The 26,977-nt window shown below is 52.1% G+C and carries 28 protein-coding genes and 1 tRNA gene; 12 read left to right on the top strand and 17 right to left on the bottom strand.

Features of this window, described 5'->3' with window-relative positions; translation table 11 throughout:
* Nucleotides 1-131: 131 nt before the first annotated feature.
* From KQI26_RS08135 to KQI26_RS08120, 4 genes are read right to left on the bottom strand one after another with little or no spacing between them, the layout of a single operon-like run.
* Nucleotides 132-1,409: an aminotransferase class I/II-fold pyridoxal phosphate-dependent enzyme gene (locus tag KQI26_RS08135; protein WP_216504020.1), complete on the bottom strand. Its 1,278-nt coding sequence runs from the start codon at nucleotides 1,407-1,409 to the stop codon at nucleotides 132-134.
* 45 nt (nucleotides 1,410-1,454) lie between these two features.
* Entirely contained in the window at nucleotides 1,455-2,270 is an 816-nt protein-coding gene (gene coaW, locus KQI26_RS08130; protein WP_118748337.1) for a type II pantothenate kinase, read from the bottom strand.
* Nucleotides 2,271-2,281: 11 nt separating this feature from the next.
* Nucleotides 2,282-3,673: an asparagine--tRNA ligase gene (gene asnS / locus KQI26_RS08125; protein WP_118748338.1), complete on the bottom strand. Its 1,392-nt coding sequence runs from the start codon at nucleotides 3,671-3,673 to the stop codon at nucleotides 2,282-2,284.
* Nucleotides 3,674-3,715: 42 nt separating this feature from the next.
* The gene (locus tag KQI26_RS08120; protein WP_118428165.1) at nucleotides 3,716-3,976 is read right to left on the bottom strand and encodes a TIGR03905 family TSCPD domain-containing protein; all 261 of its coding nucleotides are present in this window, start codon (nucleotides 3,974-3,976) and stop codon (nucleotides 3,716-3,718) included.
* Between the two features lie 268 nt (nucleotides 3,977-4,244).
* Between KQI26_RS08120 and KQI26_RS08115 the strand changes: the two genes are divergently transcribed.
* Nucleotides 4,245-4,859 carry an AAA family ATPase gene (locus tag KQI26_RS08115; RefSeq protein WP_216504019.1) on the top strand — a complete coding sequence of 205 codons (615 nt, stop codon included), beginning with the start codon at nucleotides 4,245-4,247 and terminating at the stop codon, nucleotides 4,857-4,859.
* Between the two features lie 414 nt (nucleotides 4,860-5,273).
* On the opposite strand, the gene KQI26_RS08110 is transcribed toward KQI26_RS08115, so the two are convergent.
* Nucleotides 5,274-6,143 (bottom strand): chorismate mutase, encoded by an 870-nt coding sequence (locus KQI26_RS08110; protein WP_216504018.1) that lies wholly within the window; start codon nucleotides 6,141-6,143, stop codon nucleotides 5,274-5,276.
* A 217-nt stretch (nucleotides 6,144-6,360) separates the two neighbouring features.
* On the opposite strand from KQI26_RS08110, the gene ltaE reads away from it, so the two are divergent.
* Nucleotides 6,361-7,389, top strand: a complete 1,029-nt coding sequence (ltaE, locus tag KQI26_RS08105) for a low-specificity L-threonine aldolase (RefSeq protein ID WP_371744110.1) — start codon at nucleotides 6,361-6,363, stop codon at nucleotides 7,387-7,389.
* A 272-nt stretch (nucleotides 7,390-7,661) separates the two neighbouring features.
* Here ltaE and KQI26_RS08100 read toward each other — a convergent pair whose 3' ends face one another.
* From KQI26_RS08100 to KQI26_RS08080, 5 genes are all read right to left on the bottom strand, one after another.
* The gene (locus KQI26_RS08100; protein WP_216504017.1) at nucleotides 7,662-7,994 is read right to left on the bottom strand and encodes a CGGC domain-containing protein; all 333 of its coding nucleotides are present in this window, start codon (nucleotides 7,992-7,994) and stop codon (nucleotides 7,662-7,664) included.
* Between the two features lie 77 nt (nucleotides 7,995-8,071).
* Nucleotides 8,072-8,368, bottom strand: a complete 297-nt coding sequence (locus tag KQI26_RS08095) for a hypothetical protein (protein ID WP_118748342.1) — start codon at nucleotides 8,366-8,368, stop codon at nucleotides 8,072-8,074.
* Between the two features lie 122 nt (nucleotides 8,369-8,490).
* Nucleotides 8,491-9,363: an L-serine ammonia-lyase, iron-sulfur-dependent, subunit alpha gene (gene sdaAA, locus KQI26_RS08090; protein WP_118426121.1), complete on the bottom strand. Its 873-nt coding sequence runs from the start codon at nucleotides 9,361-9,363 to the stop codon at nucleotides 8,491-8,493.
* Nucleotides 9,364-9,418: 55 nt separating this feature from the next.
* Complete coding sequence (sdaAB, locus tag KQI26_RS08085) at nucleotides 9,419-10,081, bottom strand: L-serine ammonia-lyase, iron-sulfur-dependent subunit beta (RefSeq protein WP_216504016.1); 663 nt, start codon at nucleotides 10,079-10,081, stop codon at nucleotides 9,419-9,421.
* Between the two features lie 29 nt (nucleotides 10,082-10,110).
* Entirely contained in the window at nucleotides 10,111-11,367 is a 1,257-nt protein-coding gene (locus KQI26_RS08080; RefSeq protein ID WP_216504015.1) for a Glu/Leu/Phe/Val dehydrogenase, read from the bottom strand.
* A gap of 290 nt (nucleotides 11,368-11,657) precedes the next feature.
* Between KQI26_RS08080 and KQI26_RS08075 the strand changes: the two genes are divergently transcribed.
* From KQI26_RS08075 to KQI26_RS08065, 3 genes are all read left to right on the top strand, one after another.
* Nucleotides 11,658-12,368 carry an MBL fold metallo-hydrolase gene (locus KQI26_RS08075; RefSeq protein WP_216504014.1) on the top strand — a complete coding sequence of 237 codons (711 nt, stop codon included), beginning with the start codon at nucleotides 11,658-11,660 and terminating at the stop codon, nucleotides 12,366-12,368.
* A gap of 118 nt (nucleotides 12,369-12,486) precedes the next feature.
* Nucleotides 12,487-12,578, top strand: a tRNA-Ser gene (locus KQI26_RS08070).
* Between the two features lie 199 nt (nucleotides 12,579-12,777).
* Nucleotides 12,778-13,722: a hypothetical protein gene (locus KQI26_RS08065; protein WP_216504013.1), complete on the top strand. Its 945-nt coding sequence runs from the start codon at nucleotides 12,778-12,780 to the stop codon at nucleotides 13,720-13,722.
* Nucleotides 13,723-13,800: 78 nt separating this feature from the next.
* On the opposite strand, the gene KQI26_RS08060 is transcribed toward KQI26_RS08065, so the two are convergent.
* Nucleotides 13,801-14,475 carry a hypothetical protein gene (locus KQI26_RS08060; RefSeq protein WP_216504012.1) on the bottom strand — a complete coding sequence of 225 codons (675 nt, stop codon included), beginning with the start codon at nucleotides 14,473-14,475 and terminating at the stop codon, nucleotides 13,801-13,803.
* 119 nt (nucleotides 14,476-14,594) lie between these two features.
* Here KQI26_RS08060 and KQI26_RS08055 point away from each other — a divergent pair, with 119 nt between their 5' ends.
* Nucleotides 14,595-14,777: a hypothetical protein gene (locus KQI26_RS08055; RefSeq protein ID WP_216504011.1), complete on the top strand. Its 183-nt coding sequence runs from the start codon at nucleotides 14,595-14,597 to the stop codon at nucleotides 14,775-14,777.
* 344 nt (nucleotides 14,778-15,121) lie between these two features.
* Here the strand turns inward: KQI26_RS08055 and KQI26_RS08050 are convergent, their stop codons facing one another.
* Entirely contained in the window at nucleotides 15,122-17,248 is a 2,127-nt protein-coding gene (locus KQI26_RS08050; protein ID WP_216504043.1) for a DNA topoisomerase (ATP-hydrolyzing) subunit A, read from the bottom strand.
* A 72-nt stretch (nucleotides 17,249-17,320) separates the two neighbouring features.
* Nucleotides 17,321-19,339 (bottom strand): type IIA DNA topoisomerase subunit B, encoded by a 2,019-nt coding sequence (locus KQI26_RS08045; protein WP_216504010.1) that lies wholly within the window; start codon nucleotides 19,337-19,339, stop codon nucleotides 17,321-17,323.
* Between the two features lie 251 nt (nucleotides 19,340-19,590).
* Here KQI26_RS08045 and KQI26_RS08040 point away from each other — a divergent pair, with 251 nt between their 5' ends.
* On the top strand, nucleotides 19,591-19,848 hold the full coding sequence (locus tag KQI26_RS08040) for a YaaL family protein (protein ID WP_118426127.1): 258 nt from the start codon (nucleotides 19,591-19,593) through the stop codon (nucleotides 19,846-19,848).
* A 31-nt stretch (nucleotides 19,849-19,879) separates the two neighbouring features.
* Here KQI26_RS08040 and KQI26_RS08035 read toward each other — a convergent pair whose 3' ends face one another.
* On the bottom strand, nucleotides 19,880-20,611 hold the full coding sequence (locus tag KQI26_RS08035; RefSeq protein WP_216504009.1) for an ATP-binding protein: 732 nt from the start codon (nucleotides 20,609-20,611) through the stop codon (nucleotides 19,880-19,882).
* Between the two features lie 241 nt (nucleotides 20,612-20,852).
* Here KQI26_RS08035 and rplM point away from each other — a divergent pair, with 241 nt between their 5' ends.
* Complete coding sequence (rplM, locus tag KQI26_RS08030; protein ID WP_118426129.1) at nucleotides 20,853-21,284, top strand: 50S ribosomal protein L13; 432 nt, start codon at nucleotides 20,853-20,855, stop codon at nucleotides 21,282-21,284.
* Between the two features lie 17 nt (nucleotides 21,285-21,301).
* The gene (gene rpsI, locus KQI26_RS08025; RefSeq protein ID WP_118426130.1) at nucleotides 21,302-21,706 is read left to right on the top strand and encodes a 30S ribosomal protein S9; all 405 of its coding nucleotides are present in this window, start codon (nucleotides 21,302-21,304) and stop codon (nucleotides 21,704-21,706) included.
* A 215-nt stretch (nucleotides 21,707-21,921) separates the two neighbouring features.
* Here the strand turns inward: rpsI and KQI26_RS08020 are convergent, their stop codons facing one another.
* The 3 genes from KQI26_RS08020 to KQI26_RS08010 all read right to left on the bottom strand — a co-directional run bounded on the left by KQI26_RS08020 (nucleotide 21,922) and on the right by KQI26_RS08010 (nucleotide 23,943).
* The gene (locus tag KQI26_RS08020; protein ID WP_216504008.1) at nucleotides 21,922-22,260 is read right to left on the bottom strand and encodes a hypothetical protein; all 339 of its coding nucleotides are present in this window, start codon (nucleotides 22,258-22,260) and stop codon (nucleotides 21,922-21,924) included.
* A gap of 11 nt (nucleotides 22,261-22,271) precedes the next feature.
* The gene (locus KQI26_RS08015) at nucleotides 22,272-23,342 is read right to left on the bottom strand and encodes a tyrosine-type recombinase/integrase (protein ID WP_371744109.1); all 1,071 of its coding nucleotides are present in this window, start codon (nucleotides 23,340-23,342) and stop codon (nucleotides 22,272-22,274) included.
* A gap of 151 nt (nucleotides 23,343-23,493) precedes the next feature.
* Nucleotides 23,494-23,943: a helix-turn-helix domain-containing protein gene (locus KQI26_RS08010; RefSeq protein WP_216504007.1), complete on the bottom strand. Its 450-nt coding sequence runs from the start codon at nucleotides 23,941-23,943 to the stop codon at nucleotides 23,494-23,496.
* Nucleotides 23,944-24,103: 160 nt separating this feature from the next.
* Between KQI26_RS08010 and KQI26_RS08005 the strand changes: the two genes are divergently transcribed.
* The 3 genes from KQI26_RS08005 (at nucleotide 24,104) to KQI26_RS15750 (ending at nucleotide 26,853) form a co-directional block, all read left to right on the top strand.
* Entirely contained in the window at nucleotides 24,104-24,337 is a 234-nt protein-coding gene (locus tag KQI26_RS08005) for a hypothetical protein (protein ID WP_216504006.1), read from the top strand.
* Nucleotides 24,338-24,431: 94 nt separating this feature from the next.
* Nucleotides 24,432-24,632 carry a helix-turn-helix transcriptional regulator gene (locus KQI26_RS08000; protein ID WP_216504005.1) on the top strand — a complete coding sequence of 67 codons (201 nt, stop codon included), beginning with the start codon at nucleotides 24,432-24,434 and terminating at the stop codon, nucleotides 24,630-24,632.
* Nucleotides 24,633-24,840: 208 nt separating this feature from the next.
* Nucleotides 24,841-26,853 carry a DNA primase family protein gene (locus KQI26_RS15750; protein ID WP_216504004.1) on the top strand — a complete coding sequence of 671 codons (2,013 nt, stop codon included), beginning with the start codon at nucleotides 24,841-24,843 and terminating at the stop codon, nucleotides 26,851-26,853.
* Nucleotides 26,854-26,977 lie beyond the last annotated feature (124 nt).

Here is a 26,977-nt window from a genome sequence, read left to right as displayed (position 1 = left end):
TTTTTACACCGGTTTTCCCGATGCAAAAAGAGAACATTTGCCTCCCAGACGCGGCTGTGGGCAGAGGACATATCCTCTGCCCACAGCGAAACCTCCCTTTGCGGGAGCTTTATTCTTTTTTGATTTTCTGCTTACTGAGCCAGCAGTTTTTCCACGGCGGCCTTCTTGGCGCAGACGCAGAACACTTCCATGGCCAGCTGCAGCTCCTCAATGGGAGGATAGGAAGGAGCAATACGCAGATTGCTGTCCTTCGGGTCCTTACCATAGGGATAGGTGGCGCCGGCCCCGGTCATGACGATGCCCGCTTCCTTACACAGCTGCTGGGTGTGCTTGGCGCAGCCTTCCATGGCGTCAAAGCTGACAAAATAGCCGCCCTTGGGCACAGTCCAGCTGCCAGCTCCGGTACCGGCCAGGTTCTTTTCCAAGGTGTTGATCACGGCGTCGAACTTGGGCCGCAGCATCTTCTTGTGGATCTCCATATGGTTCTTCAGACCGGCGGCATCCTTGAAGAAGAGCACATGGCGCAGCTGATTGATCTTGTCCGGTCCGATCTGCTGGGCCTTCATGTACTTTTTCTGCCAGGCGATGTTGGCCGGGCTTGCGGCGAAGGCACAGACGCCAGCGCCGGGGAAGGAGACCTTGGAGGTGGAGCAGAACTCAAACACCATGTCGGGCTTGCCCGCCTTGGCGCATTCCTCGATGATGTTGGGGATCTGGATATCCTCGTCGGTGATGCCGTGGATGATGTAAGCATTGTCCCAGAAAATACGGAAATCCCGTGCCTTGGGCTGGAGGGCGGCAAAACGGCGCACCACTTCATCGCTGTACACAACGCCCGAGGGGTTGGCAAACTTGGGAACGCACCAGATGCCCTTGATGCTCTCGTCCTCAGCCACCAGCTTTTCCACCATGTCCATATCGGGGCCGTTGTCATCCATGGGGATGTTGATCATCTCAATGCCGAACTGCTCGCAGATGGCAAAATGACGGTCATAGCCAGGCACCGGGCAAAGGAACTTCACATTGTCCTTTTTCAGCCAGGGCTCATCCACACCAGCGGCGCCGAAGACCATCAAACGGTCCACGGTGTCATACATAAAGGTCAGGCTGGAGTTGCCTCCGGCCAGCACCTGCTCCACCGGCACTTCCAGCAGATCAGCAAACATCTGGCGGCAGGCGGGAATGCCTTCCAGGGTGCCGTAGTTGCGGGTGTCCAGGCCCTGATAGACGGTGTCCTCACTGGTCTTGACCACCGTCAGCATCCCTTCGCAGGCATTCAACTGGTCAGCGCCGGGCTTGCCCCGGGACATATCCAGCTTCAGGCCCCGGGCCTTATAGCCTTCGTACTCTTCATTGAGCTTTTTCAGTTCCTCTTCCAGCTCAGCGCGTGTGGCTTTTGTCAGATCCATACGATTACCTCCAATTTTATATACTTCCATTATCCTTTCAAACCCTTACCGTCCGGCCAAAGCCGCCCCCAGGGCGGTAGCAAAGTCGGCGTTGTCGGGTATGATGAACCGTGCGTCGTAGAGCTTTTCAAAATCGGAAAACACTTTTCTGGCCATAGGCACCATGGCCAGGTTGCCGGTGAGCACTACATCCCGTATACCGGCGCCCCGGGCGGAGAAGGCCGCCAGGGTTCCCACTGTCTGGAACACCAGATTGCAGACACCCAGAGCCAGGTCCTCCGGCGCAGCCATATCGCTGACCTTGCCGAAGTTGGAGGCGGTGGTCTCCTTGTCCATGTTGGAGATGGCCGCCTTAGAAATATCCCCAATGGTCAGGTCCACATTGGACAGACTGCCTTTTTCCGCCAGATGGAGAATGTGTTCCACTCCCCGCACACCCAGCATCTTGTCGCACAGCCCCACCAGGGTGCCGCCGCCTACGCCGGTGCCGCCGATGTGGCAGATTGTTTCCCCTTCCACTTTGACAAAGGCCGTGCCGGTGCCCATGCTCACGATGATAGCGTCACCGCAGCCGGAGAGGAACCGTCCTCCCAGGCCGATGGCCCGGAACTCGTCCACCTTCCGGGTGGGGATGCCGTAAATATCCCCCTGAATGAAGGAGGAGCCCACACCGGTGCACAGCACCTCGGCGATCTCTCCCAGCTCCAGCCCATTGTCCGCCAGGAATTTACCGAAGGCTCCATAAGCCGAAGTCACCGGGTCGTCCGCCCGCACCCGGATGGAGCAGATCATCTGCCCATCCCGCATGCCCACGATTTTGGTGGTGCTGCCGCCGATGTCAATACCGATGGTCAAACCCATAGGCTCGCCTCTTAAAAGTCGGCGCTGCCCACCGTACGGGGGAAGGGCAGTACATCCCGGATGTTGCTGATGCCGGTGAGGTACATGATCAGCCGCTCAAAGCCCAGGCCGTAGCCAGCGTGCTTGGTGCCGCCGTACTTCCGCAGATCCATATACCACCAGTAAGGAGCCTCTTCCATTCCCAGCTCATCCATGCGCTTTTTCAGCACATCAAAGCGCTCTTCACGCTGGCTGCCGCCAATCAGCTCGCCAATGCCGGGAACCAGCATATCCATGGCGGCCACTGTCTTGCCGTCATCGTTGAGGCGCATATAGAAAGACTTGATATCCTTGGGATAATCGGTCATAAAGGTGGGCTTTTTGAACACTTTTTCGGTGATGAACCGCTCATGCTCACTTTGCAGGTCGCAGCCCCAGTACACAGGGAACTGGAACTCATCCTTGTGGGGCAGCAGAATATCAATGGCATCGGTGTAGGTCACATGGGCAAACTCGTCCACATCCACCAGTGCCTGCAGCCGCTCCAGCAGGCCCTTGTCCACAAACTTGTTGAAGAATTCCATCTCGTCAGGGCATCTCTCCAGCACCCGGCGGATGATAAACTGCATCATATCCTTGGCCAGCGTCATGTTGTCCTTCAGATCGGCAAAGGCAATTTCCGGCTCGATCATCCAGAATTCCGCCGCATGACGGCTGGTGTTGGAGTTTTCCGAACGGAAGGTGGGACCAAAGGTGTAGGTGTTCTTAAAGGCCAGTGCAAAGACCTCGGCTTCCAGCTGGCCGGACACCGTCAGATTGGTACCCGAACCGAAGAAGTCCTGGGAATAGTCCACTTTCCCCTCTTTGTCCCGGGGCAGGTTCTCCAGATCCAAAGTGGTCACCCGGAACATGTCCCCGGCCCCTTCTGCATCGCTGGCAGTGATGATGGGGGTATGGGCATAGACAAAGCCCCGCTGATGGAAAAATTCATGGATGGCAAAGGCCGCTTCGCTGCGCACACGGAAAGCGGCGTTGAACAGGTTGGTGCGAGGGCGCAGATGGGCGATGGTGCGGAGATATTCCACCGAATGACGCTTTTTCTGCAAGGGATAATCGGAGGGGCACTCCCCTTCCACCCGCAGGCTTTCCACCTGGATTTCAATGGGCTGATTGCCCTGGGACTCGGCGACAGTGCCCTGAGCTTCCACCGCAGTACCCACCGTCAGAGCCCGGCCCATGTCATAAACCGGCTGGCCGCCGGGGCAGACCAACTGAATGTTCTTTACCACAGAGCCGTCGTTGAGTTCCACAAAGGCGCAGGCCTTCACATCCCGCACCGTGCGCACCCAGCCTTGGAGATGCACCTGTTTCCCCAGATGCTCCTGGGGATGATGCAATAGTTCTTTTACCGTCAGCTCACACATTTTGTTTCATCTCATTTCTTTTGTCATTTGATAAAGCGGCTTTTAGCTTTTCTGCTTATAAGCCTTGAGCGCCCGGGCGATCTGGTCGGGGCAGGAGGTGGTCTTCAGGCCGCAGGGAACGCCGTCAAAGCGCTCGATGACCTCATCCACCTTCATTCCTTTCAGCAGATGGGTGATGCCCAGCAGATTTCCCGGGCAGCCTCCTGCGATCTCGATATTACGGATGGTATCATTATCATTATCCACCGTGATGGTATACCGTTTGGCGCACACACCTTGGGGTTCATAAACGAAAGTTTCCATTGTATCCTCCATTGCATATAGAATGACCGGTATTCCCCAGTCTTATCTATCAATCTATCACATTTGCAAACTTCTGTCCATATATCTGCCGGTAAAATCCCATTTTTTGCCCTCTTTTGCTTCTTTTTTCTCTAGCTCCCCATTCTCTTTGGTTGTTTTCACCAATTTTGCGCTTGCGCAAGCGGTGTTTTTGTTTTAAACTATATGATATAGAAGCAGTTCAAATCAATCCGGTTTGTGAAAGGCCGGATCCACAAGGAGTATGCATATGAAAAAAGTCATCATCACTCTCAGCCGTGAATATGGCAGCGGCGGTCTGGCCATCGGCCAACAGCTGGCCGAAGCGCTGGACATTCCTTTCTATGACAAAAAGCTCCTCAGCCGTGCAGCCGAGGAAAGCGGTTTTTCCGAGGAAATGCTTCGTCAGGCAGAATCCAAAGCCACCAACAGCCTCCTGTATTCCCTGGCCACCAGCCTGGGCGTAGGTGCTTATGGCCCTGACACACTCTCTCTGTATGACAAACTCTATCTGGCTCAGTTTGATATGATCCGCAAAGTGGCCGACGAAGGCTCCTGCCTGATCGTGGGCCGGTGTGCCGACTATGTGCTGCGGGCCGAGGAGAACTGCTATCACTTCTTCCTCCACGCTCCCCTGGAAAAGAGAATGGAACGGGCGGTGAAGGAATACGGCCAGGAGCAGGACAGCATCAAGAGCACCGTCCTCAAGCACGACAAGGCCCGGGCCAATTATTATTACCACTACACCAACCAAAAATGGGGCGACGCCAAGCTCTATGACATGACCCTGGACACCACCCGCACCGGTATGGAAGGCTCTGTCAAAATGCTTCTCCACTATCTGGAGACCGTCCACGCCATCTAAACAGACAAACCAAAAAGCCCTTTCCGAAAAGCGGAAAGGGCTTGAGCGTGTCGAAAAAGTGGCTTAGGCCACTTTTTCGAGTTTTTGCAAGGGGCTGGCGGAGTGCCTCCGCTCCCATACTGCGCTCCCGCGCTGGCGGCGAGCCGCCGCTCCCATACTGCGCTCCCGCGCCGGGCCGGTTGTACGCAGAAAAGCAAAGAAAGTATGGCCGTCCGGACACCGGACCAAAGAAAGTATGGCCGTCCGGCCACCGGACCAGCGGGGCGCCCCGCCCTTGAGAAGTGCAAAAAGCCACGCACAGGTCGCGGCTTTTTGCGGATTGATAGGGGTAGGGCGGACGACCCTTTTCGTTATATAGGTTTTTCGACAGTCTGAAGCCCTTTCCGAAAAGCGGAAAGGGCTTTTTTCATTGCATTATTTTTTGTTTTTCAGCGCTTTGCGGGAACCTACCACGCGGAAATAGGGAAGCTCGGTCTCCAGCTGGTAGATGGCGGCCCGGGTATCCAGGCTGTCCAGGCAGCCGTCGAAATCCACATACAGATGGAACTGGTGCAGCTCGTCGGCCCAGTCGCTTTTCTCCAGGTGGATGAACTCCATGTTCTGCTTGTTGTCGGCCAGCACCGACAGCACTCCGGCCAGAGAGCCGCTTTCCGAGGGCATATAAAATACGGCGCTGATCAATCCCTCCTGGCCTTTCTGATGATACAGCTTGGGAGAGATCACTGCGGCCAGGCGGCCATCCTCGGTTTCTTCGGTGTGATTCAGATAAAGCTTGCGTTTGTCCAGCTGATCGAACAGCTCGTCGGTTTTATAAACGCCCCGCAGAGAAACCACACAGAAGGGATACTCTCCCCGCTCCACGGCGCTGAGAGCATCTTCCTCATTTTCCATGGGATGGAGTGTGAGCCCCAGTGCCTTCTGGGCCGCGGGTAGGAAAGTTCCATCACAGCAGCCCTCCCCTTCCGGCCGGCCGGACACGATATCCTTCTCATGGCTGAGGCACAAAGCTTCATCCAGCTCCAGAAATACCCGGTACTGCCGGTTACGGCTCATGCGAAGCAGGGACTTCCAGAGCATCCGGGCTTTCATCTGCAGTTCGGGAGAAAGGCCCATGGAAATGCTGCTGAGCAGCTGTTCCTCCCGGCGGGCCGAATAGACCGGCACCCCTTCCTGGAATTTGGATTGGGCAATACAGACAGAAGCCTCCATCCGGCGCAGGAAAACATCCTTCAAAGCCTCGTCACAGCTGGCGACGATCTGCCGAAACAATTCGATCTGATCCATAAAAGAGAGACCTCCGGTCTTTTAAACTGAAGAGCCAACGCCCTTTTCAAATTGCGGAATCTGATGGATTTATTTTATAATTTCCATGGAAGGATGTCAATGGAAGGAAGGGCACAAATGCTTCCCCGCCGTTTACAAAATCCCGGGCCTCTGGTATACTTTGTTTGTCTAAATTGATCAGGAAGGCCGGGAGCCATCCTGAGGAAAGAAGGGTTTTATGATGCGTTACATCGATCTGCGAAGCGACACGGTAACCCAGCCCACGGAGGAGATGCGCCAGGCCATGCTGGAAGCTCCGGTGGGAGACGATGTGTACATGGACGATCCCACGGTGAACCGTCTGGAAGAAGAAGGCGCCCGTATCCTGGGGAAAGAAGCCGCCCTCTATCTGTCCAGCGGCACCCAGAGCAATCAGGTGGCGGTGATGACCTGGTGCAAACGAGGGGACGAGATCATCGTCTCCGACGGCTGCCACATTTATGAGCACGAAGTGGGAGCTGTGGCGGTGCTGGCCGGCGCCAATATGCGCACCCTCCATTTTGAAGGCGGCATCCCCGATGCATCCATGATCGAAAAAGCCATCCGCGGCGTGGATATCCACTTCCCGGAAACCACTCTAATCTGCATGGAAAACGCCCTGTCCAATGGCCGGGTGGTGCCCCTGTCCGTGATGAAAGAGGTCTATCAGGTGGCACAGCGCCACCATATCCCCGTCCATCTGGACGGCGCCCGGGTGTTCAACGCCGCCGCTTCCCTGGGTGTGGATGTGAAAGAGATCACACAGTACGCCGATTCGGTGTCCTGCTGCCTGTCCAAAGGCCTGTGTGCTCCCATCGGCACCCTGCTGGCCGGCAGCCGGGAATTCATCCAGCGGGCCCGGAAAAACCGTAAAATGCTGGGCGGCGGTATGCGCCAGGCCGGCGTCATCGCGGCTCCTGCTCTCATCGCCCTGACCAAAATGCCAGCCCGTCTGAAAGAAGACCACGAAAACGCCCGGTATATGGCTCAGAAACTCAGCGCCATGGAGGGCATCTGCTGCGATCCCCAGTCGGTGGAGATCAACATGGTTTTCTTCACCATCGACCGGCCTCAGTCCCTGCGGGACAATCTCCCCCAGGCCATGCTTCAGAAGGGCGTCAAGATCTGCCCCGAGGATCAGGGACACTTCCGTTTTGTCACAAACAACGACATTTCCCGGGAGGATATCGATCAGGCCCTGGCCGCACTCCAGGAATGCCTGAACTAAAACTTCTCTTCCTTATATAAAGAGCAAAAGAGCGCGCCGCATTTGCGGCGCGCTCCAGACTGTCGAAAAACCTATATAACGAAAAGGGTCGTCCGCCCTACCCCTATAAATCCGCAAAAAGCCGCGACCTGTGCGTGGCTTTTTGCACTTCTCAAGGGGCAAGTGTGCGCCAAAGGCGTGCATACAGCCCCTTGCAAAAACTCGAAAAAGTGGCCTAAGCCACTTTTTCGACACGCTCGAGCGCGCCGCAAATGCGGCGCGCTCTTTTGTTTTCAGTGGGTGCATTCCAGGATGCGTATATCCTCGCCCACTTCTTTTTCCACCAGCTCCTGCATCTTCTGGTGAAAAGGGCAGGGATAGCCGATGGGGGTCCCCTTCTGGATGCAGCTGGCAAAGGCGATGGCATCCGCCCCTCGTTTCACCAGCTCTCTGGCCCGCAGCACTGCTTTTTTACCCGGGCAGCCTCCGCAGCTGGTGAAGCCCACGATTTCGATCTCCTCTTCCACCTGGGCAAAAGCCCCCATATGAAGCCGGGCCGCTTTAAAATCCGCCGTACCCGGACAATAATCTTCGGTCTGCATGCATCGAATGATCCCCAATTTCATGGTGTTTCCTCCTTTGATCTCCTGTGTTTTCCCGTCTTTTTATCATATCACAGGCCGATTTCAAAAGGAAAGAACTTTTATCCCTTTTCTGCTTTCTCTGTTTTTTCCACCGACACAATGGACAAAGGCTTATTTTCCTCCAGTTTTCCCCGATAAGTGATGCGTACCATGTCCCCCAAGCCGAGAAAATCCAATTTGGTCTCCCTGGCCCAAAAGGTGTAGGCCTTCCCCTCTTCCGGCTCCCGGGCCACCAGACTCCAGTCGCTGATCTGCTCCACCCGTCCGGTAAAGGTGCCCTGGTTTCCGGCGCAGCCACCCAAAATCAAAAGAAGCCCCAGCACCAGTGCCAGCAGAGCTTTTTTCCCATGTATCATGTAAGGTCCTCCTTGTTTCCGTTCTTCCTGTTCTTTTGACGGCGGAGAAGAGAAAAAGGTTGACCGAACGGAAAGAAAGCCTCATTCCCTTTCAAGAATGAGGCTTCCTGCATAAATGGATTTTAATATTGCAGCCGCCGCTTGGCACTGAGCCCCGCGGGTGTGATGGCCAGACCGCCTTCGGCGGTCTCCCGCACGGCAGATGGCATATTGATGCCGATCTGATACATGGCATCGATGACCTGATCGGGTGGAATAAAACTTTCGATCCCGGCCAGAGCCATATCCGCTGCGGCGATGGCAAAAGTGGCATAGATGCCGTTGCGCTTGACGCAAGGCACTTCCACCAGCCCGGCCACCGGATCGCAGGCCAGGCCAAGGCAGTTTTTCAGAGCGATGGCCGCCGCATGAGTGCACTGCTTGGCTGTGCCGCCCATCACTTCGGTGAGAGCGGCAGCCGCCATGGCTGCGGCCGAACCTACTTCGGCCTGGCAGCCGCCCGCCGCGCCGGAAATGGTGGCCCGGGTGGCAATGACAGCGCCGATGCCGCCGGCGGTGATCAAACCGTTGACGGCCTCCCGATCGGTAAAGCCAAACTCCTCCTGGGCCGCGATCATCACCCCAGGCAGAATGCCCGAAGAGCCGCAAGTAGGAGCCGCCACAATCACGCCCATGGAGGCGTTATACTCCGATGTGCCCAGAGAATAGCTCATGGCCTTGGCTTCCAGAGAACCCATCAGGTTTTTCCGGTTGCGGTAGTGACGGTAGTATTTGGCCGCATCGCCGCCGGTGAGGCCGCTGATGCTCTTGACCTCAGAGGAAATGCCGCCCATGGCAGCGTTTTTCATCACCTGATAGGATTCTTCCAGGCGGGCGCGGATGTCCTCTTCGCTCATGCCGCTTTCGGCCTGCTCCTCCTTGAGCACCACCTGCCAGATGGCCATGTTGTTTTTGGCCGCTTCATCCAGAATATAATCAATGCTTGGGATGTCCATAGACCTTCCTCCTGACGGGGAATACCCCCGCTTTCTTCGTGAGATTTTCCGCCGCCTAGAATTTCGGCATGGAGATCACCCGGAGCACATCCTGTACCCCCATCAGATTTTTGATGGTGGCCTCGTCCACTCGGGCGTCGCTTTCGATGACGGTGATCACATCCCCCTCCCGCTTGGTACGGGCCAGGCGGAGATTGGCGATATTATATCCCGCCACATTGAGGGTGATGGCGATGTTGGCCAGCACGCCGGGGGAGTCTTTGTTGACCACCAAAAGGGTATCCATCAGGCAGGCTGCCTCCATGGGAAAGCCGTTGAGCTCCTGAATGCGGATCTGTCCGCCGCCAATGGAAGCTCCCCGCAGGGAGATGGTGGTGTTTTTGCCGCTGGCCTCGATGGCCAGGGTGTTGGGATGGTACCGACCTTCTTCTCCGGTGAAAAATCCATATTGCATTCCCCGGAACTGGGCCAGCTGCAGGCTTTCCCGAATCTTCACATTGTCGGTGTTGAAGCCCAGCAGGCCGCCGATCACCGCTTTGTCGGTACCATGGCCCCGGTAGGTGTCGGCAAAGGAGCCATAAAAGGTGATTTTCGCCTTTTTCACTTCTTCACCCAAAATGGTGCGGCAGGCCAAGCCCAGCCGTACCGCTCCCGCGGTGTGGGAGCTGGAGGGCCCTACGGTGATGGGCCCTAAAATATCGAACATACTGATGCTCATTGCCCTTTTCCTCCTGAGTGCTTACGGGATTATGGGAAAATGCCCCGGATCTTCTTGGCCCGGCACACCCGCTCCAGGGCCAGAGCATAGGCGCTTTGACGCAGGGTGATGTGATCTTCCTGGGCCTTGGTCCACACATCGTCAAAGGCCTTGAGGATGATCTGCCGCAGCATACGGCTGACCTCGTCCCCATCCCATACCAGGGTCTGAATGTTCTGCACCCATTCGAAATAGGAGACGATCATGCCGCCGGCGTTGGCCAGAATATCGGGCACCACCAGCACGCCCTTTTCCCGCAGCACAGCATCGGCCTTCCAGGTGACCGGGCAGTTGGCCCCTTCAATAATAATACGGGCCCCAATCTCCTGCACATTTTTCTCGTGGATCTGGCATTCCACGGCGGCGGGAACCAAAATATCGCATTCCAGACGGAGCAGCTCCTCAATGGAAATGTGCTGCACACCGTCTTCCTGGTAATTATCCAGCGTGCCGCCCTGGGCCAGGTGTTCCAGCACCCCAGGGATATGCAGGCCACTGCGGCAATAGAGGGCGCCGGTAATGTCTCCCACGGCCATAATGCGGATACCGGCAATATACATCAGCCGGGCCACGCTGGAGCCCACTTTGCCCAGGCCCAGCACGGCGGCGGTGGTGAGGTCCACCGGTTTTTTCAGCCGCTTGAGCACTTCTCTGGCCACAAAGGTCAGGCCCTGGGCCGGAGCCTCTTCCATGCCCTGGGAACCGCCCAGATCCAGGGGTTTGCCGGTGACGATGCCCTGAACGGCATGGCCCTTCATCATGCTGTATGTGTCCATGATCCAGCCCATGATCTCTTCATCGGTGTTCATATCCGGGGCGGGAATGTCCTCATTGGGGCCGATGAAGGGGAGGATCATAGCGGTATACCGCCGGGTGAGACGGCAGCGCTCTCTGTGGGAAATCTCGTTCACATCCACATTGACGCCGCCATAAGCGCCCCCATAGGGGATGTTCACCAGAGCGCATTGCAGAGTGGTCAGTCCGGCCAGAGCCTGGACTTCATCCTCGCAGACACTGGTGTGAAAGCGTACGCCGCCTTTGCAGGGGCCCCGCAGGGTGGAGTGCTGCACCCGATAGCCCTCAAACAGGCGCACGGTGCCGTCGTCCATCTCCACCGGGATGGAAACTTTCAGCTGCCGCTCCGGGTATTTCACAAATTCATATGCCACCCGGTCCAGACCCATCTGCTGGGCGGCCTCGTCCACATTGTGGGTAAAATTCTCATAGGGATTGCGGTCGGTGCCCATAGGTTATCCCACCTTTTTGCATAAATTTTGTATTCCACTTTTGTGCAACATGCTTCTTTTGTCTTCCTGCAAGCAGATGCACTGGAAACTGTCTTTATTATAAACAATCCCAGACCGATGCGCAAGACAGGGCAATTTGCTTTTTTGCACCAAAGAACGAGCTCTTTTTTGTATATTTTGCTTTTCTCTCTTTCTGTGTTTATTTTGACCTTATCACCGGAGGATGAACCGTCCTCGACAAAAACTGTCTTTTTATGATAAACTGATAAAAAAAGAAAGAAGGCGCGCTGATGGAACACACGGTATATCAAGCCCAACTTTTGGAGCCCAAGTTTTGGAGCATTGAAGAAAACGGCGTCCGTTGCTTTTTGGTGGAGGGAGAAAGGGAGGCCATGCTGGTGGACACCGGTTTTGGCACCGGCGATCTGAAAGCCTTTGTCCAGACCCTCACTTCCCTTCCCGTCTTTGTGGTCAATACCCATGCCGACCGGGATCACATCGGCTGCAATGGCCAGTTCTCTCCGGCCTGGATGCATCCCGCCGATTTCGACCGGTGCGCCCGTTCCCCCCAAGGCAAAGATCTGCCGCTGCGGCCTTTGTGGGAAGGCCAGGTGCTGGAGCTGGGGCAGCGGCGGTTTGAAGTGATCCTCATTCCCGGTCACACCCCCGGCAGCATCGTGCTGTGGGACGAAGCACACAAAACCCTCATCAGCGGCGACAGTGTCCAGGCAGGCAACATCTATCTCTTTGGCCCGGGCCGCAATCTTCCCGCCCTGATTACCAGCCTGGAAAAGCTGATAGCGCGCTGCACAGACATCCAGACCATTTTCCCCTCCCACGGACCTCTCCCCCTGCCCGGTTCCACCCTGCCCACACTATTGCAGGATGCCCGGGATCTGCAAAGCGGCAAACTCACCGGCACTGCTCCCGATCGGGATGTACCCGGCCATCTGTTCCGTGGAAAGGCCGCTGGATTTTATTACGACGGCCCCATCCTCTGATCTCCCCTTTTCCGGCGGAAAACACCGCCGGAAATTTTTAAAAAAACACTTGCATATCTGCTCCTCGTCTGTTATACTGATAAAGCTGACACCGTTCAGAGAATCTGCCAGTTGACTTGGAGAAGTCGCGTAGCTGGTCGAGCGCGCACGATTGGAAATCGTGTAACCGTCAAAAGCGGTTCGAGGGTTCGAATCCCTCCTTCTCCGCCAGAAAAACAGACGAGCCTTTTGGTTCGTCTGTTTTTTATTTTCTCATTGGCCACCAGCAATATAAACATTTTCCTTTCCACTTCATTATTCATTTTGTCCATTTAGAACTGCAGGACTTGCTTATTTTTTATCAATGTAGTACAATAAATCAAGCAGAATACCTTTACCATCTGGATGCCCTTTGGAAAGGAGGGGTCTTATGTTCATCGACAAGAAAATGAGCAACCGTTCCTTTGTCCCCACAAACATCATTTCCCTGTTGCTTTTGGGGATCGTCTCTCTGGTTCTGTGGGAATTCACCCGTTCTTCCAGCCTGATCCGTCCGGCCCACGGCCCTTTCCTGGCGCTGATGGTGGTTCTGTCCCTCTTCTGCACCATTTACTGCCTGGTGAGCTTTGGATTCTATTTTTACGATCATGACTTTTCCTCTCCCCGGAAGAAATGGGGGCTGTTTGTTTTCCTCTGCCTCCTGGCCCTGCTCTACCTTGTCATTTCTTTGTCCGTCATTTTCCCGGCCTTTTCGGAGGCCCGCTGGGACGAAGGCGCCAGCCAGGCGATCAGCCGATATTTTGATTTTTCCTTCGGAAAAGAAAAGAAACCCTCCGCCCGCCTCACTCCCCATGACCCGGAGGATGTGAAGTGGCATTGGGATATGCTCCTTTGGGCCGGTGGTATCCTCCTCTTCTGCCTGATCTGCAATATGATCTATCTGCCCATCCGTCTGCGGGTGGCCAAGGAAAAAGGCTACGACACCGACAGCATCGGTAACCTGCTGGCCAGTGTAGCCATTCTGCTGCTGGTGATCCTAGGCCTGGCCAAACCTTCTCTTTACTGGTGGCTGGGCGGCTTGCTCCTGGTGCTGCTGGCGGTGCGCATCCCCAAGCTGGGGCTGCTTCACGCCTTGCTCTTCACCTTGTTCCAACCCTTTGCCCTGCTGGACAGCGGCCTGAGCAAGGTCAAGCTTCTCTCCACTTCGGTTTCCACCACCAGCGCCATTTCCGGCGAAATGAAAGCCCGCTCTGCCGGTCTGCACCAAACCATCCGCGATGAGGTCCATGAGGAATTCCAGCAGGACATCGACCAAAACACCACTGTACAAACCCACAAAGAACCAAAAACAGAAAAAACAGACCGCAACTTCTGATTTGCTGTATCTGCCCATGAAAAAAAGGAAGCCGAAACGGCTTCCTTTTTTTCATGTATTTTCAATATTCCGTGGATTTCAGCGGTAATCCTTGGGGGAAGAAACGATGTTTTTCACAAATGATTCCATCTCATCCTCTCTGTACCAGCTGTACGAATAGACCGTATACTTTTCATGTCCATCACGCTGGAAGGCCGCATCGCTTCGCAGGAAGAAGGCATTCTGGTTCCCATTGGTGTCCGCCCATGTGAGATCCACATTGTACCAGACTCCATCCAGCTGCACCTTGTTCCACTGGTGTCCTTCGCCATAGTCTTCCGGGTAAGCACACACATGGACACAGGGAATCCCGGCCATATTCATCAGAAGCTGAAAAGCCTCGCTGTAACCGTCACACACCACATCCACGCCGTTGGCAAACCCCATCCAGCTATGGCACAGCCAGTATTCCGGATCTGCTTCCAGGATCTCCCGTTCTTCTGTGCTGGGATTGTTGACACCGATCCCCTGGCTTTGGTAGCGGTTGATCAGTGAATAATTGTATTTTGTATTGTCCATCACTGCATGATACAGGGTTTTCACGATCTCATAATCGCTCATGCCTTCAGTCACATATTTCTCGTAGAAATCGATCATCCAGTTGATGGAATCCAGCAGATACTGCCTGCCGTTGTCCGGCGCTACCTTATACAGTTCCAGGAACCCATCCCACTGGTCGCCGGAAAGATATCCCTTCTCTCGATAGAGGGGCATATTGATATATTCCGGATTGAACACATCCCGATACCGGCAAACAACTGGCCGCTGACGCCGCCGATCTGCTTCGGAACACCTCCGCCGCTTCCAGCCAATCGGTTCAGGCCACCGCCAAGGTGCTGGACACCCTCACCAATCAATTTTCCACCCCGGAGCAGCTTCATGCCGCTTTGGAACAGATCAACGCCGCCATCCAAACCAATTCCGCCTCTGCTGAGGAAAGCGCAGCGGCCAGCCAGCAGCTGCACGCCCAGTCCTCCGCTCTGGAGCAGCATGTGAGTGTTTTCACCTTGCATTAACCCCCCTTTTCGCAATCAAAAAACAGGAGCCCAAAAGCTCCTGTTTCAGACTGTCGAAAAACCTATATAACGAAAAGGATCGTCCGCCCTACCCCTATAAATCCGCAAAAAGCCGCGACCTGTGCGTGGCTTTTTGCACTTCTCAAGGGCGGGGCGCCCCGCTGGTCCGGTGGCCGGACGGCCATACTTTCTTTGCCTTTCTGCATCGGACCTGCCCAGCGCGGGAGCGCAGTATGGGAGCGGAGGCACTCCGCCAGCCCCTTGCAAAAACTCGAAAAAGTGGCCTAGGCCACTTTTTCGACACGCTCAAACAGGAGCCCAAAAGCTCCTGTTTTTGACTTCACTTACATTTCCAGCGCCAGCTGCTTGTCGGGAGAATCCTCCTCTTTCAGCAAAGCGCCTGCCGCAGGAAGGGTTCGTGTGCGGTAACGGGCCACATTGACAATGCCCGATTCCGCCAACAAAACGGCTTTTTTCACCTTTTTGTTCTTTTTCAGGCTCATCACCACCACCCCCTGAGAAGAACGGGTGGCTTTGGCTGCCACGGCGGCCGTGGACACCACCAGTGCCCGACTGTCAGTGGAATAGAGCACCGCTTCCCCTTCTTCCGGCAAATGCAGTACCGAAACCAGAGGGGATTTATCGCAATAGGCCCCGGTCAGCCTTCTCCGGTTGGATTTGGTATCAAAGCTCTTCACCGGGATCTTGGCCACCTTGCCGTTTTCATACACATACAGCAAGTGACCGCTGTAATCTCCAGGAAGGAAGCAGAAGATCACCCGCTCTCCATCGCTCATCTGGAGCTTTTGAGGCAGATAATCCCCCAGCAGACTGGCCTTGCCATCGTCAAACTCGTGGAGCCGACATTTATAGGCCTGCACCTTATCGGTGAGGAAAATGATCTCACTCTTGTTGGTGCACTCCGTCGTCATAGCAACGGTGTCTCCTTCCTTCACCTTCTGCTCTCCGCTCATTCGCAGAGACTGGGGCGTGATCTTTTTGAAATACCCCTCCCGGGTGAGGAAAATATGCACCGGGTAATCTTCGATCTGATCTTCCTCGTCGTACTGCTCCACCTGATCTTCATAGATGATGGCAGTGCGCCGGGGTGTTTTGTACTTTTTGTTGATCTCCCGCAGCTCGCCGATGATGATATTCTTGATCTTCCGGGAGTCGGCCAGGATGCTCTCCAGCTCCTGGATCTCCTGGGCCAGCTCGTCGGTCTCCCGGGTACGCTTCAGAATATGCTCTTTGTTGATGTTCCGCAGCTTGATCTCGGCCACATATTCTGCCTGGAGCTCGTCGATGCCGAAACCGATCATCAGATTGGGCACCACTTCGCTGTCCTCTTCGGTATCCCGGATGATGGCAATGGCCCGGTCGATATCCAGCAGAATCTTCCGCAATCCCAGCAGCAGATGGAGCTTTTCCTTCTTTTTGCCCAGGTCAAAGTAAACCCTGCGGCGGATGCACTCCATCCGCCAGGCGCTCCACTCTTCCAGCAGCTGGCCTACGCCCAGCACCCGGGGCGTGCCGCCGATGAGCACATTGAAATTGCAGCCAAAGGTGTCCATGAGGGGGGTCATCTTCATCAGCTTGGCCATTAGCTTTTGCGGATCAACGCCCCGCTTCAGATCAATGGCGATCTTGAGACCTTCCAGACCGCTTTCGTCCCGCATATCGGAGATCTCCCGCACCTTCCCCTGACGGATCAGGTCGGTGACCTTGTCCATAATGGCTTCAATGGTGGTAGTGTAGGGGATCTCTGTGATCTCGATGATGTTTTCCTTTTTCAGATAGTTCCACTTGGCCCGCACCCGGAAAGAACCCCGGCCCGTGCGGTAAATCTCCTCCATCTGTCCCTCATCCAGGATCAGCTCGCCTCCGGTGGGAAAATCGGGCCCTTTCAAAGTGTCCATCAGCCGGCAGCCGGGATTTTTCAGATAGGCGATAGTGGTATCACAGACTTCATTCAGATTGAAGCCGCAGATGGAAGAGGCCATGCCCACGGCAATGCCCAGATTGGCGCTGACCAGAATGTTGGGAAAACGGGTGGGCAGCAAGGTGGGTTCTTTCACGGTGCCATCGTAGTTGTCCGCAAAATCCACGGCATCACAGTCGATATCGGCGAAGATCTCCCCGCAGAAGGGGTCCAGCTTCACCTCGGTATACCGGGAAGCGGCATAAGCCATATCTCGGGAATAGACCTTGCCGAAGTTTCCTTTGCTGTCCACAAAGGGAGTGAGCAGGGATTCGTTGCCCCGGGCCAGGCGCACCATGGTCTCATAAATGGCAGCATCCCCATGGGGATTGAGCCGCATGGTTTGTCCCACCACATTGGCCGACTTGGTACGAGCTCCCTGCAAAAGCCCCATCTTATACATGGTGTACAGCAGTTTGCGGTGGGAGGGCTTGAAACCGTCGATCTCCGGGATGGCCCGGGAAAGAATGACGCTCATGGCATAGGGCATATAGTTTTCTTCCAGAGTTTTTGTGATGGGCTGGGGAATAAAACGGTCTTTGGGCAAAACTCTTTTCCTCCTTTAACTCACATCGGTGAGATCCAGATATTCGCTGCCGTGCTGGGCGATATAGTCCTTTCGGCCCTGGAGGTTGTCTCCCAACAGCAGATCGAATACTTGGCTGGTTTTTTCGGCGTCCTCAGGCATCACCCGGATGAGTCTCCGGGTCTCCGGGTTCATGGTGGTCTGCCACATCATTTCCGGCTCGTTTTCACCCAATCCCTTGGAGCGCTGGATGGAGCATTTCCCCTCCAGCTTTTTGACGATGTCATCCCGCTCCTTATCGGTATAGGCAAAATAGGTCTTGGGGGCCTTTTTGCTCCCCTTGCCCCCTTTGGTGTTGATCTCATACAAAGGGGTCTCAGCGATATAGACATATCCCTTCTCAATGAGCTGAGGAGTGAGACGATAGAGCATGGTGAGCACCAGAGTACGGATCTGGAATCCGTCCACATCGCCATCGGTGCAGATGACCACCTTATTCCACCGGAGCATATTCAGGTCAAAAGACGAAAACTCCTTGTTGCGGGTCTGGATCTCCACCCCGCAGCCCAGCACTTTAATCAGATCGGTGATGATGTCGCTTTTGAGAATCTTATTGTAATCGGCCTTGAGGCAGTTGAGGATCTTGCCACGAATGGGCATGATGGCCTGAAATTCCGGGTCACGCCCCTGCTTGCAGGAACCCAGGGCGGAGTCGCCTTCCACGATATAGACCTCCCGCTTGTCCAGGTCCTTGCTGCGGCAATCCACGAACTTCTGTACCCGGTTGGTCACATCCATGGTGCCGGCCAGCTTCTTTTTGATGTTCAGCCGGGTCTTTTCCGCCTGCTCCCGGCTGCGCTTGTTCACCAGCACCTGATCGGCGATCTTGTCGGCCTCCTGGCGGTTTTCGATGAAATAGATCTCCAGAGTGGACCGAAGGAACTCGGTCATCATCTCCTGGATGAATTTGTTGGTAATGGCCTTTTTGGTCTGGTTTTCATAGGAGGTGTAGGTGGAAAAGCCATTGGTCACCAGAATCAGGCTGTCGGAAATGTCGGCAAAAGAGACCTTACTTTCATTCTTCTGGTATTTTCCCGTCTGCTTCAGATAGGCATCCAAGGCAGAGACAAAAGCCGAGCGGGCCGCCTTGTCCGGCGCGCCGCCATGCTCCAGCCAGGAGGAGTTGTGGTAATACTCCAACAGAGCTCCCACATTGGAAAAACAAAAGGCGGCCTGGACCTTTACCTTGTATTCCGGCTTGTCCGACCGGTCTCTTCCCCGGCGCTCGGTTTGATTGAACTGCACCGAAGTCAGGGCATTGTCCCCGGCCAACTCCTTTACATAGTCCACAATGCCGTTTTCGTAGTAAAAATCCTCTTCCTCAAACTTGCCCTTCTCCACTTCCTGGCGGAAATGGAAACGCAGTCCCTGATTGACCACGGCCTGCTTTTTCAGCACCTGCTGAAAATACTCTTTGGGGATGCGGGTATCGGTGAACACATCCAGGTCCAGTTTGAAACGGTGGGTGGTACCCGTTTGTTTGGGGGAACAGGGCTCTTTCAGCAGTTTGTCCGGCCCTTCGGTCACATTCTCTCCCCGGCGGAAATGGAGGGTATACTGCCAGCCATCCCGGCGGGAGATCACATCCATATATTCCGAAGAATACTGGGTGGCGCAGGCGCCCAAACCGTTGAGGCCCAGGGAATATTCATAATTCTCCCCTTCGGCGTTGCCGTATTTTCCGCCGGCATAGAGCTCGCAGTAGATCAGCTCCCAGTTATAACGGCCTTCCCTCTCGTTGTGATCCACCGGCACGCCCCGGCCGAAGTCCTGCACCTCGATGGACCCGTCCAGAAAATGGGTCACATTGATCACATGGCCAAACCCTTCCCGGGCTTCGTCAATGGAATTGGAGAGGATCTCAAAAAAGGCGTGCTCGCAGCCCTCGATCCCATCGGAGCCGAAAATGACCCCGGGCCGCTTGCGTACCCGATCGGCTCCTTTCAGAGCCGAAATGCTCTCGTTGCCATATTCCTGCTTCTTCTTTCTTGTCATATACCCTCCGAAAAAAGCCCCTCTCTCCAAGGCATCCCTTGAAAAGCCAGGGCATACATTGATACCATATCGGGCCATCCTGCCAAAAATGCTTTTCCCAAGGCGCAAAAGAACAAAGCCCCGCAGGACGCGGCTTAATTCATATCATAATCAAAAAAAGCCGCTCTGTCAAATGGCCCTCCGTTCCCTCTGTGTATATTTGCCGGAAAAGGGAAAAAAATATTCCCATCCTGCTTTCGGAGGTATTTACCATGCGTGTATTTTCTTTCCCCTTTGGCAAAAAGAAGGTTCCCTCTCCTCTGGAGCTTCGTCAGGCTCAGCTGCTGGAAGACCTGACCGAAACCAGGCGGCAGCTGGCCGCCGCCCGCTGCCTCTTCCAGCAGGCCAGCGACCAGGACCTGGTGGCTGCCTCGGTCTATGAGATCAACGCCTTGCAGGCCCGTTACTCCTATCTGCTCCACCAGGCCAAACTCCACGAAGTGCGGCGCTCGGCCTGGGCAGCATCCTAAAAATAAAAAAGGACGGCACAGCCGTCCTTTTTTATTTGTCCGGGAACAGAGGTGTTTTTTCCCACCCCTCCAAAGGCTGACGCTGCACAGCGCCGAAAATCCGCCCCCGCAGGCCGGGGTTTTGCTTTTCCAGTGTATTCAGCAGCTGCTTCACTTCTTCCCGCTTGGTGTTTTTGTCGGCCGGACAAGTGCTCTCCACCACCGGCAGATGCTCCCGGCGGACAAAATTGCGGATCTCCCGCTCCGGGATATAAAGCATGGGACGAATACAATGGATATCTTTCCGGCTGAGGTAGGTCACCGGAGAAAAGCTGTGAAAACGCCCTTCATAAAATAAGGAGAGCAAAACGGTCTCCACCACATCGTCAAAATGATGGCCCAGGGCCACCACCCGGCACCCTTCGGCCAAAGCAGCATCGTTGAGGGCGCCCCGGCGCATCTTGGCACAGAGGGCACAAGGGTTGCTTTCCTTGCGGATGTCGAAGATCACCTGCTTCATCTGGGTCTGGCGGATCACATAAGGCACCTCAATGGCCCGGCAGAAATCAGCAATGGGAGAAAAATCCATTCCTTCAAATCCCATATCCAATGTGATGGCCGTCAGCTCAAAACCGCCGGGATAAAACCGGCGCAGCTGAGAGAGCAGATACAGCAGGGCCAGGGAGTCCTTGCCTCCCGAGACCCCTACCGCCACCCGGCTGCCGGGAGGCACCATATTATAATCCTGCATGCAGCGCCTAGTCAGCGCCAAAAGTTCTTTCATTTCTGATCACCGCTCTTCATTTTAAAGGAAAAGGGGGCTGTTTGGCAATAGAAAAAGGCAAAAAATTTTGAAATGGAATGTGAGCAAATCGAAGATATCCAGCGTAAAACGGCAAAAATAAAAGGATACCCTCTTGCAAATCACAATTTTGAAAAATAACTGTTGACACCGGTTTTCCCCTATGATATAACTAGTAAGGTCAAAAAATCAAACATTTATCACGATAAACGGAGGATTCAAGATGTCCACATTCATGGCAAATGCTCAGACTATTGAGCGCAAATGGTACATCATCGATGCTGCCGGCAAATCCATGGGCAGAACCGCCGCCAAGGCCGCCGCTATTCTGCGGGGCAAGCACAAGGTGGATTTTACCCCCCATGCCGACAACGGTGATTTCGTCATCATCATCAACGCCAAAGACGCCGTTCTCACCGGCAAAAAGCTGACTCAGAAATACTATCGCACCCACTCCGGTTATGTGGGCGGCCTGAAGGAGACCCAGTACAAGACCCTGATGGCCACAAAGCCCGAGCTGGCCATGCGCCTTGCTGTCAAGGGCATGATGCCCAAGAACTCCGTGGGCCGCTGGTCTCTGGACCGTCTGAAGGTCTATGCCGGCCCCGAGCACAAACACCAGGCCCAGAAGCCCGTGGCCCTGGACGCTGAATAATCAGGAGGATTGCGAAGATGTATACACCGAAAAAAGCTTATTTCTATGGCACCGGCAGAAGAAAGAGCTCTGTCGCCCGCGTCCGTCTGATTCCCGGCGGCAGCGGCCAGATCACCATCAACAACCGGGAGTTTGACAACTACTTTGGTCTGGACACTCTGAAGACCATCGTCAAGCAGCCCCTGGAGCTGGTGGGTGTCACCGGCCAGTTCGACCTGGATGTGAAGGTTCAGGGCGGCGGCTTCACCGGCCAGGCCGGCGCTATCCGCTTTGGCGTGGCCCGCGCTCTGCTGCAGGCCAACGAGGAGTACCGTCCTCTGCTGAAGAAGGCTGGCTTCCTCACCCGCGACCCCAGAATGAAGGAACGCAAGAAGTACGGCCTGAAGGCTGCTCGTCGCGCTCCCCAGTTCTCCAAGCGATAATTCAAGCACAGAAAAACGAAATTCAGAAACCCCGAAAACCTTGTGTTTTCGGGGTTTTTTCAATATTGTTCAATATATAATGCTATGTGCGGCGGTCAAAATTTTTGCGAGGTATGACACACGCAAAACACAAATATGACACAAGGGAAATTGTATCTTCCGTAAGACTTTCGCAATCTTCCGTAAGACACGAAACGGCATAAGAAAAGGGCGTATCAAACGCCCTTTTCCTTGCAGTATTCTATGATTGTGGATCGTACTTCCTTTTTCGTTTTACAGTGAATTGTATGCCCGTTCTTAAAGATAATATTATACCCATCGTGCATATTACCCTGAATGCCTGATAGTTGTTCCCGGTTCTTATCTGCTATCTGCATGGTGTCAAACAATCCTTCTTGATCCCGCCGAACCAAATCTTGAATATAGGCGTTTACAGATAAATGCTTGTCCGCAGCAAGGTTTTTGATTATTTCTTTCATGCCCTTTGGAACTGCGAGTTCAATTCTATCATAGTGTGCCGCCTTGTGGTGGTTTTTATATGCTGTCCTACTCATAGCGCATACCCTTATATTTTGTTGATTGCTGTAATCAATTCTTGCATTTCAAAGTGGGTATATACAATTTCTGTTACAGATTGCCCCTTATGTCCGACAATTTTCTTGATGATCTTATCCTGAACCCCGGCAACGGTAAGTAAAGAAACGCAAGTATGCCGGGTATCGTGCGGGCGGTGATTCATTCCCATCTGCTCAATAAAAGGTGTCCAATAGGAATCATAGTAATTGCGATATTCAAAATGCTTTTCTTCCGGGGTGGAAAGCAAATATTCACAGTCGTTTTTGTTCATCCAATATTCAAAGTATGGGAACACCTTTTCGGCAATCGGAACTTTACGGATGCCGGATTCTGTTTTGGATGCAGTTATATCAAACCATCGTTCTTCAAGGTTGACACATTCTTTTTTCAAATTGAGCAATTCACCAATGCGAACGCCGGAATAGATCAGCATGAGGATAACAGAAATATATTCGTTGCTGTCTTTCCATTGCCAAACCTTTTCAATTTCACTTTTGCTGAATGGCTGGCGGTTGTATGCGTTCGGATTTCGATCCCGATATTGGTTTATATCGACATACTTAGAATAATCTTTTCCGCAAAGATCATTCTGCATAGCGTATTTGTAAAGCTGATTGAATAGCTGCTTGATTTTCTTCATTGTAGGATAATTTTTCCCGCAATCATCAATCACGCCTTGCAGATGGGCTAACCGAATATCTACGAACCGCAGCTTTTCAATAACAGCACAAGAACGATAAGCGGCATTATAGCCTTTTGCATTGGAAGCGGACACTTTGGGGTAGTGTTCAGCAGACCACCGATCAAAGACTTCCGCAAAAGTAATTTTTGTGCTGTCTATATCATATGGGGTTTGATGATAGGTCGAAAGAGCAATCAATCCTTCTTGTTTTGTTTCATAATAGCCTATGGTTTTGAAGCGTTGCCGGATTGTTCCGGCTTTTTCGTCTGTTTCCCATCCAACTGTAACCCTTGCCCGGTACGGTTTTCTTCTGTTTCCGGGCAGTTTTGAAACATTACCAAATCCATTTGGTAAGCGCATATACACCATTCCTTTCATTGATTTTTGAATCATGGAATGGTATAATGACACTAACCATTTCACGATTCTTTGCAGGTTTCTTGATTTGGTTGCTTTCGGAATCCCTGTCTATTGCAGTAGACGGGGATTCTTCTTTTTTTAGCCGTTTTTCGTTGCAGCGGGAAGCGGCTTATTTTTTGTGTTGTTTCTTCCAAAGAAAAGAAAAAATCAAATCCCCCGCAGAGGATTGTAGCTGATTATATTCTTCGTTGGAGAGTACAACAGAAACGCCATTGCCTGACACAACATAAGAGCAAGATATAAGTCCTTCTGCATCATATCTTTCCGGCTTTTCCTTAATGATATATCCCAATGAAGAAAGGTAGCTTTGAAAACTGCTGTATTCTGCATACTGCTTTCCGGCGTTAGGGTATTTGAGGTCAAAATATTCTATTCCCATCAGATCAAAAGCAGTTACCCCTAAAGCAGTAGCTATTTTTTCAATGGTTTCCAACTTGGGGTTTTTTCCGTTTTCAAACTGTCCAATCATTTGCTGAGATACATTTAATGCGTTGGCAAGTGCAGCTTGTGTAAGCCCCTTTTCCTTCCTTATGCGCCTAATGTTATCACCAACTGACATTATTTCACCACCTTCCACTTGTAGAAGTATAGCATAAGGAAAGAACAAATAAAAGTGTAAACTTGTAAAAATGTTTATATATGGACTTGACAACAAGTATTAGCTTGTATTAGAATATTATCACAAGATAGAACTTGTGTCAAGGAAGGAGAAAAGAAAAATGTGTAAGGTGATTGATTTTACAGAAGCTGCTATTCGTGAAGCAGATATTTATTGGGATATATCAGTTGATTCAAAAAGCAGTGAACGAATTGGAATCCTGAAAAATCCGGCAAATGAAAGAATTATGATTTATCTAACAGTTCAAAACTTTGAACATATTTCAGATATGAGAGATCAAGCCTTGAAAGAGTTAAAGCAGAAGGTTTTCAAAGGACAAATTGAGTATGTCTAAATATTTCCGTCAGTGCTGCAACACCAACGGGGGAAGTGACCGAAAATCAGGATGAAGTGATTTTTCAGGCGAAAAAAGAAAGAAGGTGAACAAATTGAAGATTAACTTTCAAAAGTTACAAATTGCAATGGCTAACGCTTGCATGAACAAAAGCGATTTAGCCGATTCAGCAGGGATTTCAAGGGTTTCAATTAGCAAGTATTTTTCCGGCAAACGCTGCCCATCCCCTAAAACTATCGGGAAAATTGCAAAGGCTTTGAATGTAGCCGTAACCGATTTGATCGACATTGAATAAGGGATTCCGAAAGCAACTTAAAATTTTAGAAGAAAGGAAAGTAAATCGTGAAATATTATGCGAAACGCTTTAATAAGCAATGCTGCAACATTGTTTATATCAAAAGCGGTGTTTCTGATTTCAATGTGTAAATCAATGAACCGCTTTTGTGAGAAAAACACATATCAGGATGAAGTAACAAACTTATTCAAGGAAGGGGTGAATATCGGTGATTACATTAGAACAAGCTGCAAACATCATCTGTTCGGGCTTCGTTGAAGGGGGAAACGGCGGTAAGGATGGAAAGCCAAATTTCAAAGCCCCCTTTCTAAACCATAAGCCGCAGCCGTGGGATAAAGCCCAAAAATATAGATGGATTTGCGGAATTTTACCCGAACATATCATCATGGTTGATTATGACGATGCAGCGGCGTTTGATTGCAGATTAAGAATGGCAAAAGCCCTGAATCAGTATTGCATAGCTGTAAAATCCCCTAACAAGGGCGGTCATTTTTATTGGTTCAATTCCGCAAGACAGCCAGTAAAGAACAACAGTGGTAATAAAACCGTTTTGACCTTACACCCGGTAGACTATAAAAGTGGAATTAAACAAATTGCAAGCACAGGGGAAATCAAAGCTGCAAAATGTGCAACAAGTCTTTCAAAGGAAGATGGCACATTGCGGGAAGTCGTATATGCCAACATCAAAGAGGATAAAACACTTGATGAAATCCCGTTCTATGATCTTCCGTTAAAATCGGGTAGTAAGCACAACTTTCTGAATATTGGTGAAGGTGACGGGCGGCAAGATGGACTTTTCACCTATATGAATCCTATGAAAGCAGCTGGGTATTCTTATGAGCAGTTCAAAGAAGCGGCTAAACTGATTGAACAGTTCTTATTTTCTGTTCCTTTGGGGGATGAATTTGAAAATGCCGTTCGCCGTGAAGCATGGGATTCCGTGAATGCAATCGACAGTTCCAAATTTTACAGCAGCAAGGGGCAATTCCTTCATAACAAGTTCGGTGATTACTTGATTGAAAAATACCATATCAAGCGAATTAACGGAAGCATTCATGTATATCAGGATGGTATCTATTTGCCGGGGTATGAACCGATTGAGAAAATCATGTTGAAGGAGTTAGATAATCTGACAAGGACAAAGCGAAATGAAGTTTTGGACTATATCAGAATTAAAGCCGCCGATGCACAGCCAGCCGCCCCAGTGTTAATTGCGTTCAAAAATGGTTTGTTTAATGTTGAACTGAATGAACTTTTGGAATTCACACCAAATCAAGCTATTACGAACTTGATTCCATGGGAATATAACCCCGGTGCAACTTCCCCGTTGGTTGATGATGTATTAAACCGCCTTTCGTGCAATGATTCGCAAATCCGGGCTTTACTGGAAGAAGTAGGCGGTATGTGCCTATACCGTGATAACACCATCGGCAGCGGTAAAGCAGCCATCCTTGTGGGCGAAAAAAGCAACGGTAAGAGTACCTTTATCTTCATGCTGCAATCAATGCTTGGGGATGCGAATGTGTCAAACCTTGACTTTAAGGAATTGGACGGAAAATTTTCAACATATATGCTATTTGGAAAGCTGGCAAATCTTGGGGATGATATATCGGATTCCTACAAAGAGGATGTTGCAACCTTCAAAAAGATAGTTACCGGGGATATTGTCAAGGCAGAAGAAAAGGGCAAGCCGCCGTTCAATTTCAGACCGTATGTGAAGCTGATCTTTTCAGCGAATAGTATTCCCCGCATGAATGATTCCACTGGTGCAGCATTACGGCGGCTTTTAATAATCCCCCTGAATGCACATTTTAGCGAAACGGACAGCGGCTATGATCCGCAAATTCGCTATAAACTTACAGAGCCGGAAGCAGTCCAGTATTTTATAAATCTTTCACTTGAGGGATTGCGGCGGGTGCTGAAACAAAAGAAATTCACAATGCCGACAAGGGTTCAGGAAGAAAAAGATAACTATGAGCGTGAAAACAACCCGGTGTTATCTTTCATTGAAGAATGCCGGAATGATGCGGGTGAAATTGAAGGTATTTACAACGAACCCACAAAGGAAGTCTTCAAACGCTATGAGGTGTTTTGCTCTGAAAATGGTTTTCGACCTATGAGCAATTTAACTTTTTCAAAGCGATTGAATCAGGCGTTGGGAACAATCGTGAAACCGTTGCGGTTTAATGGCAAGCAACAGAAAGCCTTTGTTAAACCGTAACAGTAACACAACGGTAACGCAAACGGTAACACTTTGAGAAGCATTGATATTACAGCAGATTTTGAACAGGTGTTACCGTTGTTACTGTTCTATGAAAGTTCTATATAGAAATAAAAAAATGGTT

The organism is Intestinimonas sp. MSJ-38, assembly GCF_018917925.1.
Lineage (GTDB): Bacteria > Bacillota > Clostridia > Oscillospirales > Butyricicoccaceae > Pseudobutyricicoccus.
Note: the sequence above shows the minus strand (reverse complement) of the source record. Positions and strands in the feature narration are given on the sequence as shown.